Here is a 13,102-nt window from a genome sequence, read left to right as displayed (position 1 = left end):
TCATCGTCGTCGACTTCATCGACATGGTGCTCGAGTCCAACCGCGACCTCGTGCTGCGCCGCCTGGTGGAGTGCCTGAGCCGCGACCGCACGAAGCATCAGGTCGCCGAGGTCACCTCGCTCGGGCTCGTGCAGATGACCCGCAAGAAGCTCGGCCTGGGCCTTCTGGAGACCTTCAGCGAGCCCTGCGAGGTGTGCGCCGGCCGCGGTGTCGTCGTGCACCACGACCCGGTCGTCAAGCACCGCGGCGGCCCCGCGGGCAGCAGCCAGGGGCGCCGCTCTCGCGGCTCCTCCGCTCCGCAGCAGGCTCCGCAGGCCGCTCCCGCTCAGCCCGCCGCAGCGGCGAACGGCGGCACCCACAGCATCACCGAGGGCGCGAAGTCGGCTCTCGCCGCGATCGCGGCCTCCACGATCGTGCCGACCACAGGCGAGGTGCCCGTGGTGGCGCAGGAGGCTCCGGAGGCTCCTGAGGCGCCCGAGCGGCCCAAGAAGAGCCGTCGCAAGCGCGGTGGTGAGCGCCGTGGGCCGAAGACCGAGGCCGAGCAGCTGCTCGACTCCGTGCTCGACGCGCTGCCCGAGCCGAAGGCTCCCGGTCAGGGGCGCAACCGCCGCCGCGTGACGACGGCGATGCTCACCGCCGGCTCCGCGTCCGCTCAGTCGGCATCCGACTCAGTGTCGATCCCTGCCCCGGACGCGCAGTCCTGAGGCGATCAGCCGCCTTGTGAGCTCCTTGCCGCCGACGTGCACAGCGCCGGCGGCGAGGAGCCGCGGCAGCGCGTCCTCGGGGACGTCGTAGTGGTCCAGGTCGAAGGCGCGCCGGGGGAGTCCCTGCGCCGCCGCGAACGCATGCAGCTCGCCGAGGTCCGCGTCGGAGACCAGGTGCGCCCAGAGCCGTCCGTGCGCCGGCCAGATCGGGTCGTCGACGAGAACGGTCATGTCGCGATCCTAGGCCCGTGACACACCCCGCCGCTCACTTTGCGGCATGGCCTCGCTTCAGGTAAAGTAGTCCTTTGGTGCGAGACCCCTGTCTGCTCCCCGGGCGGCAGGAGAAGTCTTGCGTCCGCACCCTTCGCGAAGGCGTCGTACGCAAGCAGAAGTCTTCCCGTGAGATTCCCGGAGCAGTCCGCTCCCCAACGAAACAGGTATGAAGTGGTTTACGCAGTAGTGCGCGCCGGTGGCCGGCAGGAGAAGGTCGAGGTCGGTACGATCGTTCAGCTCGACCGTGTTCAGGCTGCCCAGGGCGAGAAGATCGAGCTTCCCGCCGTGCTTCTCGTCGACGGTGCCACGGTGACCACCGACGCGGACAAGCTGGCGAAGGTCAAGGTCACGGCTGAGGTCCTCGGCGACCTCCGCGGCCCGAAGATCATCATCCAGAAGTACAAGAACAAGACCGGCTACAAGAAGCGCCAGGGCCACCGTCAGGACCTGACCCGCGTCAAGATCACCGGCATCAAGTAAGCACGAAGAGGAGCTGAGAAATGGCACACAAGAAGGGTGCGAGCTCGACCCGCAACGGTCGTGACTCCAACGCACAGCGACTCGGCGTGAAACGCTTCGGCGGCCAGGCCGTCAACGCCGGCGAGATCCTCGTCCGTCAGCGCGGCACGCACTTCCACCCCGGCGTGAACGTCGGCCGTGGCGGCGACGACACGCTGTTCGCCCTCGAGGCGGGCGCTGTGGAGTTCGGCACGAAGGGCGGCCGCAAGGTCGTCAACATCGTCGCTGCCGCTCAGTAAGCGCAGCACACACTCTCGGAACGGGGCGGGCTTCGGCTCGCCCCTTCCTGCGTATAGGCCCCTCCGCAAGGCTCAGGGACCATCTTCACAAGGAGCACCCATGGTCACGTTCGTGGACACCGTCACCCTGCACCTGCGTGCGGGCAAGGGCGGCAACGGCTGCGTCTCGGTGAAGCGCGAGAAGTTCAAGCCTCTCGGCGGACCGGACGGCGGCAACGGCGGGGACGGCGGCGACATCGTGCTGGTCGCCGACCCCCAGGTGACCACGCTCCTGTCGTACCACCACTCGCCGCACCGCAGCAGCGGCAACGGCGGCTTCGGCATGGGCGACCACCGCTCCGGCTACGCCGGCGAGACCCTCGAGCTGCCCGTGCCGCTGGGCACCGTGGTGAAGTCGGTCGACGGCGAGGTCCTGCACGACATGGTCACGCCCGGCGAGCGCTACGTCGTGGCTGAGGGCGGACGCGGCGGCCTGGGCAACGCGTCGCTGGCCTCTCCCAAGCGCAAGGCGCCCGGCTTCGCCCTGCTCGGCACCCCCGGCTACGAGGGCGCCATCCAGCTCGAGCTGAAGACCGTCGCCGACGTGGCGCTGGTCGGCTATCCCTCGGCGGGCAAGTCCAGCCTGATCGCGGCGATGTCTGCCGCGCGTCCCAAGATCGCCGACTACCCGTTCACCACGCTGCACCCGAATCTCGGAGTCGTGCAGGCCGGCGACAGCCGGTACACCGTCGCCGACGTGCCCGGCCTCATCGAGGGCGCCAGCGAGGGCCGCGGACTCGGACTGGAGTTCCTCCGCCACGTCGAGCGCTGCAGCGCCCTGCTGCACGTGCTGGACTGCGCCACGCTGGAGCCCGGGCGCGACCCGCTCTCCGATCTGGACGTGATCCTGGCCGAACTCGCCGCCTACGAGGTCCCCGAGGGACAGGTCCCGCTCCTGGAGCGTCCTCAGCTGGTCGCCCTGAACAAGGTCGACGTGCCCGAGGCGCGCGAACTGGCCGACATGGTCCGCGCCGACATCGAGGCGCGCGGCTTCCGCGTGTTCGAGATCTCGACCGTCTCGCGCGAAGGCCTGCGTCCGCTCAGCTTCGCCCTGGCCGAGCTCGTCGACGAGCATCGTGCGGCCACGGCGGTCGAGACCCCGCCCGAGCGCGTCGTCATCCGCCCGAAGGGCGCGAAGGAGGAGTTCACGATCCGCGTCGAGGGCGGCACGTACGGCAACGTCTACCGCGTGATCGGCGAGAAGCCCGTGCGCTGGGTGCAGCAGACCGACTTCCAGAACGAGGAGGCCGTGGGCTACCTCGGCGACCGTCTCGAGCGCCTCGGCGTGGAGGACGCGCTGGTCAAGGCCGGTGCGGAGCCCGGCTCCACCGTCATGATCGGCACCGGCGACGACAGCGTCGTGTTCGACTGGGAGCCGTCCATCGCCTCCACGGCCGAGCTGATGACCTCGCCGCGCGGCACCGACATCCGCATCGGCGGCAGCAGCCGCCGCACCACCAGCGAGCGCCGCGAGAAGTACTACGAGCGGATGGACGCCAAGGCGGCCGCCCGCGCGGAGCTCGAGGAGCAGCGACTCGCATCCCGCGAGGGCGAGGAATGAGCGCGCAGACCCGCGCAGACCTCGCCAGCGCCGGGCGCATCGTCGTCAAGGTCGGCTCCTCGTCCATCAGCGGCGAGGCGTCCTGGCGGATCCCGATGATCGTCCAGGCCCTGGCGAGCGCGCACCGACGCGGCGTCGAGGTGATCCTGGTGTCCTCGGGCGCCATCGCCACGGGCATCCCGGTTCTCGACCTCGATTCGCGCCCCACCGACCTGGCGACCCAGCAGGCCGCGGCGGCGGTCGGGCAGAACCTGCTCGTGTTCCGGTACCAGGAGGCGCTGCGTCCCTTCAGGATCGTCGCGGGACAGGTGCTGCTGACGACCGGCGACCTGGAGAACGCGACCTCGCGCAGCAATGCCCGGCGGGCGATGGACCGGATGCTGGCGCTCGGCGTGCTGCCGATCGTCAACGAGAACGACACCGTCGCCACCCAGGAGATCCGCTTCGGCGACAACGACCGGCTCGCCGCACTCGTCGCCCAGCTGCTGCACGCTGACGCCCTGGTGCTGCTCAGCGACGTGGAGTCGCTGTACACCAAGCCGCCGACCGACCCGGACGCGCGGCCGATCGACACCGTCGCGCCCGACGCCGACCTGGCCGGACTCGAGTTCGGGGCATCCGTGGTGAACAGCGTCGGAACCGGGGGAGCGGCCACCAAGGTCTCCGCCGCGCGGATGGCAGCCGCATCCGGCATCGGAGTGATGGTGACCAGCGCGGATCTGATCGGCAGGGCGCTCGAGGGCGCCGCGATCGGCACCTGGTTCGAGCCGGCCGTCACGGCCTGATCCCGTGGGTCATACGGCGCCGGCGTCCGTGCCGCCGTCGATACACTGACCGGATGAGCACTCCCGCCGCAGACGACCTCACCGCCGATTCCGCACAGCAGCGCCTCGCGCGCGCCAAGGAGGCGTCCCGATCGATCGCCCGACTCACCAGCGGCGAGAAGGGCGCGGCACTGGAGAGCATCGCGCGCGCGATCGAGGCGAACGTCGAGCGCATCGTCACCGCGAACGGGCTGGACATCGAGCACGGCCGGGAGAACGCCATCGGGGATGCCCTGATCGACCGGCTGCGTCTGGACGAGAAGCGGGTGACGGCGCTGGCATCCGCTGTGCGCGACGTGGCGGCGCTCCCCGACCCGATCGGACAGGTGCTGGGCGGCCACCGGATGCCGAACGGCATCGCCCTCGAGCAGGTGCGCGTGCCGTTCGGCGTGGTGGGCGCGATCTACGAGGCCCGCCCCAACGTGACCGTCGACATCGCGGCGCTCGCGCTGCGCGCGGGCAACGCTGTGGTGCTGCGCGGAGGCAGCGCCGCGCGGATGTCCAACACCGTCCTCGTGGAGCTGATGCGCGAGGCTCTGCACGCCGTGGGCGTGGATCGCGAGGCGATCCAGACCGTGGACGACTTCGGCCGGGACGGCGCGAAGGCGCTCATGCACGGCCGCGGGTTCGTCGACGTGCTGGTGCCGCGGGGGAGCGCGTCCCTCATCGAGACGGTGGTCACGGAGTCGACCGTGCCCGTGATCGAGACCGGCGCCGGCGTGGTGCACATCGTGCTCGACGAATCCGCCCCGCTGGACTGGGCGCGCGACATCGTCGTGAACGCGAAGGTGCAGCGTCCGAGCGTCTGCAACGCCGTCGAGACGGTCCTGGTCCTGCGCCAGGCGGCGCCACTGCTGGTGCCGGTCGTGGCCAGCGCACTGCAGAGCGAGGGCGTGGCGGTGCACGGCGACGACGTCGTCGCCGGTCTGGTGTCCGGTGTCATCCCCGCCACCGAGGAGGACTGGGCCACCGAGTACCTGAGCCTGGACATCTCCATGAAGGTCGTGGACACTCTCGACGATGCGCTCGCGCACATCCGGAAGTACAGCACGGGGCACACGGAGTCGATCATCACCACCGACTCCCGCAACATCGAGCGCTTCCTGGCGGAGGTCGACTCCGCCGTCGTGATGGCGAACGCGTCGACCAGGTTCACCGACGGCGGGGAGTTCGGATTCGGCGCCGAGGTGGGCATCTCCACGCAGAAGCTGCACACCCGCGGCCCAATGGGAGTCTCCGAGCTGACCAGCACCAAATGGCTGGCGCGGGGGACGGGCCAGACCCGGGGCTGAGCGCTAGACTTGTCAGGCGTTCGCCCGACCGCCCAGAAACGGAGCCAGAATGAACCTCGTCGCCCAGATCGCGATGACCGCCGCCGCGTCCGAGTCCCACAACGTCATGGGTCAGACCGTGATCTTCGGCATCATCGCGGCGATCATCTTCGCGGCGCTGGCCCTGGTCACGCTGTCGTACCGCAACGTCGCCAACCGTCACTCGGCCAAGGCCGACGCATACGCCGAGAAGCACGGCGAGGACGGCCACGGTCACTAAGGCGCACATGCAGCCATCCACTGCTCGAGCACCGCGCATCGGCGTGATGGGCGGTACTTTCGACCCCATCCACCATGGGCACCTGGTCGCCGCGAGCGAGGTGGCGCACTCGTTCGACCTCGATGAGGTCGTGTTCGTCCCCACCGGCGAGCCCTGGCAGAAGCAGAACGTCTCACCCGGCGAGCACCGCTATCTGATGACGGTCATCGCCACCGCATCCAATCCCCGCTTCACCGTCAGCCGCGTCGACATCGACCGCGACGGGCCCACCTACACGATCGACACGCTCCGCGATCTGAAGGCCGAACGGCCCGATGCGGAGCTGTTCTTCATCACGGGAGCGGATGCCGTAGCGCAGATTCTCAGTTGGAGGGACCATGATGAACTGTGGGATCTCGCCCACTTCGTCGCGGTCTCCCGACCCGGACACGTGCTCAGCACCGACGGACTGCCCACGGATGACGTGAGTCAGCTGGAGGTGCCGGCACTGACCATTTCGTCGACGGCGTGTCGTGAGCGGGTCGCTGAGGGGCAGCCCGTCTGGTATCTGGTGCCGGATGGCGTCGTCCAGTACATCGCAAAGCATCACCTGTATCGGAGCAAGGCATGAGCACATCGGAAGAGAACGGAAGGACCCTCACGCGCAAGCAGCTGCGTGAGATCCGTCTGACCGGCTCGACGCCGGTCATCAGCGAGGAGGAGGCGGCAGCCGCCGCCACGCAGCCGCCGACCACGGTGCTGCCGCGTGCCGCGCAGCCGATCGAGATCGCTCCGGCCCCGACCGCGGAACCGCCGAGCCCGAACGCGCCGCTCACCCGGCGCCAGATGCGTGCCCTGGAGCACGCCCACGCCGCGGAGAGCGCCGCGCCCGCACCTGCAGTCGAGCCCGCACCCGCACCGGTTGTCGAGCCCGTCCGTGAGACTGTGCCCGCCGCCGAGGCGACGCAGACCGCACCGCCCGCCGCCGCGCAGAGCGAGCAGCCGGGCCTGGTCTCCGGTCTCCCGTCGTTCGCCCCCACGCCCGCGCCGGCATCCGCTCCGCGCTTCGAGCCGGCCCCCGTGGATCCCGCGCTCGACGACGAGCATCCGCTGTCTGTGGATCAGGAGCAGGTCGCCGCGATCTTCGAGCAGCCGATCGAGGAGCCGGCCCCCGCGCCGGTGCGCAGGGGCATCGTCCCGGAGATCATGGTCCGGGATCTGATGTTCCCCGGTGCGTCCGCACCGGAGTCCGACGAGCTGCCCATCGTGGCGCCCGCGCCCGCGCCCGCGCCCGCTCCCGCAGCCGCGCCCGCGGCCGCCGCACCAGTCATCCCCGAGGTCCCGGCGCAGGCCGAGCCCGAGCCCGCTCCTGCTCCCGTGCAGGAGGAGGCACCGAAGGTGGGCGCCGCGTTCGGCATCGGCGTCAAGACCGACCACCGCGACCCGGTGGCCACCGCGCCGTTCGACGCCCTGGTCGGCGGCACCTCGTCCGGCGCGCAGCACGGTACCTCCACCGCGCTGATCTTCACCCCGTCGCCCGGCGTCGGCTCGCTGTCGGGCCCGATCGCCTCGACCGGGGAGATCCTCGTCACCGGAACCTACGCCCTGCCCGACGGGCTGGGATCGCAGGGGCACGCGCACGGCACGACGGACGGCAAGGACATCGACGCCGTGCTCCTCGACGGCGAGCTCGCTCCCGCCTCGTCGCCCACGCCGATCGCGGCCAGCGCCGCCGTCAGCACCTCCAAGCCCGCCGGCGAGGTCATCCGCCCTCCGGCACCCGACAAGGGCAACAAGCTCATGCTCACACTGGCGATCGTCGCGGGAACCCTGGCCGTCGTGCTGGGCGCCACCCTCGTCATCGCCTTCACCACAGGAGTCTTCGGTTGATGCAGTCCCCCGACAACGCCCTCGAGATGCTTCAGATCGCCGCAGACGCGGCGGACTCGAAGGGCGGCGAGGATCTCGTCGCGCTCAACGTCTCCGGCCCGCTTCCGCTGGTCGACATCTTCCTGCTCGTCACCGGCAACAGCGAGCGCAATGTCGCCGCTATCGCCGATGAGATCGAGGACCAGCTGCACGAGGCCGGTCACAGGCGCGTGCGCCGGGAGGGACGCGCCGAGGCGCGCTGGGTGCTGCTGGACTTCGGCGACCTCATCGTGCACGTGTTCCACTCCGAGGAGCGCGTCTACTACGGCCTCGAGCGGCTCTGGAAGGACTGCCCGGTCGTTCCGATCGAGCTGACCACGAAGGTCCCCGGGGAGTAGCCTCCGCGGTTCACTCGGGACGACGCGTCCCGACGCCCGGTTCGTCGTCGGTCTCGGACATGTCCGGGATCTCGGCTTCGTCGTCCGGATCCACCTGCACGGCGCCGACCGCGCCGCTGTCGGCACCGGCACCACTGGCCGGCACATCGCCGACATCTGTCGCGTCGTCGGCACCGGCCGCCAGCCGGTCGGCCTCGGCGCTGTCGATCAGGTCGGGGTCGGCATCGGGATCCAGAACCTCCTCGCCGTCGATGACTTGCGTGCCGGGTTCCGCGTCGTCATCCAGGTCGGGATCCTCGGGCAGGTAGTCGGGTGTCGGTTCGGACATGGCGTGCTCCTCTCAGAACGGATGCCGGTGACGCTACGTCCGAACGGTCTGTGCGACGAGCGGGTTGACGAGCGACCGCGGCCCGGCTAGCGCGCCGCAGGAGGGTCGCCGGCTGCCGAGCGCAGCTCGCGCAGCAGCTGAAGCTGCGTCCGGTTGATCTCCATCAGCTCCTCGATCTCCCTCTTCGCGGCGAGGTTGGTGTCGTAGTCGTGCTGCGCCAGCGCCGCGGCGATGGCATCCTGCCGCTTCGCTGCGATCAGCAGGATCGCGCCCTGGAGTCCCGCGAGCATGCTGAGGAACAGGTTCAGCAGGATGTACGGGTACGGATCCCAGGCGACGGCGGTGAGGTTGACGGCCGCCCAGGCGAGCATGAACAGCACGAACACGGCGATGAACGTCCACGAGCCCATCCCGTTCCGCAGCCGGTCGGCGGCTCGCTGCCCGCGGGTCAGCTGCTCGGTGTGCGAGGTGTGCCAGTTCGTCAGGGGACGTCCCGCGTCGTCGGTGCTCATGTGAGAAACATAGGCGCGAGCCGACCGTCCCGGTCGAATCGACCGGGAGCGTGGCCGGCGGGTCAGTCGCCGGACGCCGGAGTGCTGTCGATCACGAACGCCTGCGGGTGCCCGGGCAGGTAGCGCACGGTGACGGGAGCGTCGCCCCAGCCTACGCTCGCGTGCGCGTCCGGGTACACCGAAGGCGTGAAGAAGTCGTTCGCGAGGGTGTACTCGGTGCCGTCCTCGGTGGTGAACGTCACCCAGTCGCCCGAGTCCATCGTGCCCGTGGTCTCGACGCCGTTCGCGTGGATGTACGCGTTCGTGACCGGCACCCCGATCAACGCCAGCAGACCGACCGCTCCGCTGCCGAGCACGACGGCGAAGACGATGCGGAAGACGATCTGCCGCGTCCGCGTGAGCATCGCCGGACCCGCGGATGCCGTCGGGGCCGCCAGGCCCTCCTGCTCGCGCAGCGACTGAAGCCGCGACCGGCCCCCGCGCGCGCCGCCGAAGGCGAGCATGGCCAGGCCGGTGCTGCCGAACGCGGCGATGAACACCATCGCGTAGCCGTTGGACGCGGGGAAGTTCAGAAGCCAGAAGATCGTGTCGAACATCTCAGGCCACCGTCTCCTTCTCGATCGTGATCGCGACGGTCTTGGGGTCCTCGCGCCGGTACATCGCCCACACGGGTGAACCGACCTGCAGGCGTCCGATCGCCTGAGGATAGGCGAACAGCGTCGTCTCCGCCTCCCACGGCGTCTGCCCCTCCGGGCTGATGAGGACGGTGAGGGCGAGTTCGCTCTGCCCCTCGAGGCGCTTCCCCGTGGGGCGCACGGAGAGGATGTCCGCGGGGGAGGTGATGCCGCTCGTCCTGGCACGCACCTGCCGCGGGTCGATCAGGCCCTTCGCGATGCGCCAGTCCAGCAGAGCCTGGCGCACCGCGGGATCCATCGGATCGGCCAGGGCGACCGCGTCGGGCTTCATCGAGGAGAAGCGCACGGGCAGAGGCGCCCCGATCACGAGAGAGGACTGCTCGTCCGGCGTGATCAGCATCCGCAGCTGCCCGATGAAGTCCTCGCCGGAGTCCGGGGATACGCGCACGAAGATGTCGTACTGCGGCACATCGTTGATCGTGGTGCCGGTGGCGTCGACGGCGATGACCTTGGCGACGGCGATCCGGTCGTCGGGGCGCGCGCGTCTGCGGCCGGGTCCGGCCGGGGAGAAGATCCCGAGCATCGGCAGGATGCCCCACGCGACGCCGATGAACAGAGCCGGACGGCTCGATCCGTCTCCCTGGAACGGGAGGATGGAATGACGCTGATCGACGCCGAACAACCCCTCGAGCACCCAGACGATCAACCAGGCGGAGAGCAGCAGCCAGACGAGGCGGAGGAGGTTGCGGATCACGCGCCCAGGTTATCGGCTGCGGTGCGACACACCCGGCGTATCGGCACGATTCGCGAGCGCTGCGGACTCCGTAGTATGCTGAACAGGTTGCCGGGGTTCCGGTCCTGGCAGCGAAGATGGGCCTGTGGCGCAGCTGGTAGCGCACCTGCATGGCATGCAGGGGGTCAGGGGTTCGAGTCCCCTCAGGTCCACCACTTAAATACCAGGTCACTGGCTATTTTCGGGGAAGAGTTCAGACCTCTCCGCGGTAACCGGGCGGCACTCACGGGCACTCGTGAGGCTTCCCGGGGAGTCCCGAGAGGAACCCGAGATGGCTGAGACGCAGCCCATTTCTGCACACCTGTTCGCCCTGATCGACGCCTACGCGCTCGCCTGCGCTGAACGCGAAGCATCCCGCGACTGCGCCGCATGGGCATTCTTTGACGCCCACCGCGCCATGCTCGCCGCTCGCGCTGCTGTCGCGTCGGCGCTGAGCATCCCCGCGCGGGAGCTACCGCCGCTGACCGACAACACGACACGGCTCGCCATGCCCCTCATGCCCGCGGACGGCGAGCACCCCGGCGCATCATCACAAGCCGGGCTGGCGTCGCTACGCGGCGGACTCATTGCACAGCAAGGCGCAGAGCGATGAGCGGGACGTCGAGCACACGCAAGGCACCCGCCGCGTGGGGAACGGTGCGACGGCGTGAGTCGGGCACCTATCAGGCCTTCTACCGAACCAACGGGCGGAGAATCAGCGCTCCCGCCCCCTTCCGCACCGAAGCGGAAGCATTGGCATGGCTGGCGGCGGAGCGGGCAGCGCACGCCACCGGCACATGGATCGATCCCGCACGGGTGAGCATCGCACCTGCTGCGGCCCCGGGCACGCTCACGCTCGCCAGCACGTTTGAGGCGCTGTGCGAAGCGCTCATCGCAGAGGAGGACGCCTACGCGGAAGCACGCCCAGCAACCCTGCACGAACAGACGCGGCTGATCCGCCGCGTCATCGTCCCCACGCTCGGGGCCGTGCCCCTGGGAGCAGTGCGCCCGAGCTTGCTGGATGCGGCCTATCAGCAGTGGCACCAGCGCTCCCCGGCGCAAGCACGCAATGCCCTGGTGGCGCTGCGCAAGGTGGTCAAGCTCGGCAAGCGTCGCGACCTGTTCACGTTCGACATGTCCGACAGCATCCGTGTGCACCCGCGCAAGGACAAGCCCATTGTCACCCTGGAGCCGATGCAGCTCGCGCAGTTCCGGCGCACCATCGCGGACTGGCGCGACCGTCCCGACAGGTCAGGCCCGCAGCCCTCCCGGCTGCTGCTGGATGTCACCGATGTGATGCTCGCGACCTCCGCCCGCATCGGGGAAGCCCTCGGGCTGCGAACGCAGGACATCGAGTTCGGGGAACGCCTCACCATCGTTTCCATTGCGGGCACGCTGATCGAGGGTCACGGTCAGCCCAAGCACTGGCAGCCCACCACCAAGACCGAAGCGGGGTTGAGGTCGATCATCGTCCCGGAATGGATCGTGCCGACGCTGGAGCGGCTGGTGCTGTCCGCCAAGTACGACGGCAGCGCCTACCTGTTCCACACCAGCAGCGGCAAGCCCACCGGGGCGCACGCCGTGCACCGCCAGCTCCGCGCCGTTCGGGACTGGGCAGGGCTCTCGCCTGAGCTGGTGCCGCATGTGTTCCGCAAGACCGTCGCAACCACTATCGCCAATCACGCCAGCGGCGGGCTGGATGCCGCCGCGCTCACGCTCGGGCACAACCGCGCCCGGGTCACCGAAGCGCACTACGCCAAGCGCAGCACGCTCGCGCCTGACATGCGCGAAGCACTCAACCAGCTCGCACCGGAGGAAACACGATGAGCACCGCTACTGCATCCATTCGTCAGCAGATCCCCCAAGCATGGGCTGCGGCTCTGGAGCGCTACGAGCTGCACGCGGGCCAGAAGGTCAGTGCGAGCACGCTGCGCATCCGCATGGGACGGCTGAGGCGGCTCGCGAGCGACCTCGGCGCGGCCCCCTCGGCGGTTACGCCCGAGCAATTCGACACGTGGGCGGGCGGTTTGCCGGGCAGTATCAGCACTGCGGGCGAGTACGTGCAAGCGGCGCGCGCCTTCTATACCTGGGCGGTTCGCGCGGGGGTTGCACCGGAATCGCCCGTGCCTGCCGCTGTCCCGCTCGCAGAGCGCGGCAAACGGTACGGCATTGACGATCAGTGGGCAGATGCCCTTGAGGGATTCACGAACGCGCAGACGGCTGAGGGGATCGCGCAGGCCACGCTACGAAACCGGCTCCAGAGGGTGCGCCGGTTCGCGGCGACGATCAACCTCGGGCCGTGGCACGTGCAGGCAGAGGACTACGGCGCATGGATTGCACGGCAAGAGGTATCCGACGTGCAGCGGGCGAGCCTGCGCGGCGCGCTGCGGGCGTTCTACAGATGGGCGGAGAGGGCAGGGCGGATCTCAGAGGATCCCACCGCGGCGCTGACCGGCCTCACGCAGCGCCTCGGCGTGCCCGACGCATGGGAACCGGAGATCCGGGCATGGCGACGGTGGCTGATCGGATCGGGCGCGACCGCCGCGACGGTACGCACCCGCACCGAGCACATGGAGCAGTTCGCCCGAGCGCACCGCTCAGCGGGCCCCTTCGCGTTGGGCACAGATGACGTGTTCGACTACATGGCCGGGCACAGGTGGGCAAGGGAGACACGGCGCACGCATCGTGCAACCCTTCGAGGCTTCTACGGCTGGGCCGTCGCAAGCGGGCGGGCCGCGACAGACCCAACCGAGCTGATGCCACGAGTGAAGGCCGGGGAACCGGACAGAGTGCCCGCAACGGATGACGAATATCAGGCAGCGCTCAGCGCGGCACAGGATGACAGGTGGAGTCTCGCGCTGCGACTCGCGTGCGAACTCGGGATGCGGCGCAGCGAGGT

The 13,102-nt window shown here is 69.7% G+C and carries 18 protein-coding genes and 1 tRNA gene; 14 read left to right on the top strand and 5 right to left on the bottom strand.

Features of this window, described 5'->3' with window-relative positions:
* A partial coding sequence (locus BGN97_RS04435; protein ID WP_292698383.1) for a ribonuclease E/G occupies positions 1-704 on the top strand: 704 nt, incomplete at its 5' end.
* Here BGN97_RS04435 and BGN97_RS04430 read toward each other — a convergent pair.
* Positions 669-935, bottom strand: coding sequence for a DUF4031 domain-containing protein (locus BGN97_RS04430; protein ID WP_292698381.1), 267 nt, complete (start codon positions 933-935; stop codon positions 669-671). The two genes, BGN97_RS04435 and BGN97_RS04430, sit on opposite strands and share 36 nt — an antisense overlap.
* Positions 936-1,148: 213 nt before the next feature.
* Between BGN97_RS04430 and rplU the strand changes: the two genes are divergently transcribed.
* The 9 genes from rplU to rsfS all read left to right on the top strand — a co-directional run bounded on the left by rplU (position 1,149) and on the right by rsfS (position 7,956).
* Complete coding sequence (gene rplU / locus BGN97_RS04425; protein ID WP_285630294.1) at positions 1,149-1,457, top strand: 50S ribosomal protein L21; 309 nt, start codon at positions 1,149-1,151, stop codon at positions 1,455-1,457.
* A 20-nt stretch (positions 1,458-1,477) separates the two neighbouring features.
* Entirely contained in the window at positions 1,478-1,735 is a 258-nt protein-coding gene (gene rpmA / locus BGN97_RS04420) for a 50S ribosomal protein L27 (RefSeq protein ID WP_285630296.1), read from the top strand.
* 100 nt (positions 1,736-1,835) lie between these two features.
* Positions 1,836-3,335, top strand: coding sequence for a GTPase ObgE (obgE, locus tag BGN97_RS04415; protein WP_292698379.1), 1,500 nt, complete (start codon positions 1,836-1,838; stop codon positions 3,333-3,335).
* Complete coding sequence (gene proB, locus BGN97_RS04410) at positions 3,332-4,120, top strand: glutamate 5-kinase (RefSeq protein ID WP_292698377.1); 789 nt, start codon at positions 3,332-3,334, stop codon at positions 4,118-4,120. The genes obgE and proB overlap by 4 nt, the downstream gene beginning before the upstream one ends.
* A 53-nt stretch (positions 4,121-4,173) precedes the next feature.
* Positions 4,174-5,451, top strand: coding sequence for a glutamate-5-semialdehyde dehydrogenase (locus BGN97_RS04405; protein WP_292698375.1), 1,278 nt, complete (start codon positions 4,174-4,176; stop codon positions 5,449-5,451).
* Positions 5,452-5,500: 49 nt separating this feature from the next.
* Positions 5,501-5,710: a hypothetical protein gene (locus BGN97_RS04400; RefSeq protein WP_285630305.1), complete on the top strand. Its 210-nt coding sequence runs from the start codon at positions 5,501-5,503 to the stop codon at positions 5,708-5,710.
* A gap of 7 nt (positions 5,711-5,717) precedes the next feature.
* On the top strand, positions 5,718-6,320 hold the full coding sequence (nadD, locus tag BGN97_RS04395; protein WP_292698372.1) for a nicotinate-nucleotide adenylyltransferase: 603 nt from the start codon (positions 5,718-5,720) through the stop codon (positions 6,318-6,320).
* Positions 6,317-7,579: a hypothetical protein gene (locus BGN97_RS04390; RefSeq protein ID WP_292698370.1), complete on the top strand. Its 1,263-nt coding sequence runs from the start codon at positions 6,317-6,319 to the stop codon at positions 7,577-7,579. The genes nadD and BGN97_RS04390 overlap by 4 nt, the downstream gene beginning before the upstream one ends.
* Positions 7,579-7,956: a ribosome silencing factor gene (rsfS, locus tag BGN97_RS04385; RefSeq protein ID WP_292698430.1), complete on the top strand. Its 378-nt coding sequence runs from the start codon at positions 7,579-7,581 to the stop codon at positions 7,954-7,956. The genes BGN97_RS04390 and rsfS overlap by 1 nt, the downstream gene beginning before the upstream one ends.
* A 10-nt stretch (positions 7,957-7,966) precedes the next feature.
* On the opposite strand, the gene BGN97_RS04380 is transcribed toward rsfS, so the two are convergent.
* The 4 genes from BGN97_RS04380 to BGN97_RS04365 form a co-directional block, all read right to left on the bottom strand.
* The gene (locus BGN97_RS04380) at positions 7,967-8,284 is read right to left on the bottom strand and encodes a hypothetical protein (RefSeq protein ID WP_292698369.1); all 318 of its coding nucleotides are present in this window, start codon (positions 8,282-8,284) and stop codon (positions 7,967-7,969) included.
* An 86-nt stretch (positions 8,285-8,370) separates the two neighbouring features.
* Positions 8,371-8,796, bottom strand: coding sequence for a DUF1003 domain-containing protein (locus BGN97_RS04375; RefSeq protein ID WP_292698368.1), 426 nt, complete (start codon positions 8,794-8,796; stop codon positions 8,371-8,373).
* A 62-nt stretch (positions 8,797-8,858) separates the two neighbouring features.
* Positions 8,859-9,392 carry a hypothetical protein gene (locus tag BGN97_RS04370; protein ID WP_292698367.1) on the bottom strand — a complete coding sequence of 178 codons (534 nt, stop codon included), beginning with the start codon at positions 9,390-9,392 and terminating at the stop codon, positions 8,859-8,861.
* 1 nt (position 9,393) lies between these two features.
* Positions 9,394-10,185 (bottom strand): hypothetical protein, encoded by a 792-nt coding sequence (locus BGN97_RS04365; protein WP_292698365.1) that lies wholly within the window; start codon positions 10,183-10,185, stop codon positions 9,394-9,396.
* Positions 10,186-10,303: 118 nt separating this feature from the next.
* On the opposite strand from BGN97_RS04365, the gene BGN97_RS04360 reads away from it, so the two are divergent.
* From BGN97_RS04360 to BGN97_RS04345, 4 genes are all read left to right on the top strand, one after another.
* Positions 10,304-10,379 (top strand) — tRNA-Ala (locus BGN97_RS04360).
* A gap of 116 nt (positions 10,380-10,495) precedes the next feature.
* A complete protein-coding gene (locus tag BGN97_RS04355; RefSeq protein WP_292698363.1) occupies positions 10,496-10,816 on the top strand; it encodes a hypothetical protein in 321 nt (106 codons plus the stop codon).
* On the top strand, positions 10,813-12,030 hold the full coding sequence (locus tag BGN97_RS04350) for a tyrosine-type recombinase/integrase (protein ID WP_292698361.1): 1,218 nt from the start codon (positions 10,813-10,815) through the stop codon (positions 12,028-12,030). Before BGN97_RS04355 ends, BGN97_RS04350 begins: the two co-directional genes overlap by 4 nt.
* The coding region (locus BGN97_RS04345; protein ID WP_292698359.1) for a hypothetical protein at positions 12,027-13,102 on the top strand (1,076 nt) is incomplete at its 3' end. The genes BGN97_RS04350 and BGN97_RS04345, both read left to right, overlap by 4 nt.

The sequence above is a fragment of the Microbacterium sp. 69-10 genome, assembly GCF_001897945.1.
Classification (GTDB): domain Bacteria; phylum Actinomycetota; class Actinomycetes; order Actinomycetales; family Microbacteriaceae; genus Microbacterium.
Note: the sequence above shows the minus strand (reverse complement) of the source record. Positions and strands in the feature narration are given on the sequence as shown.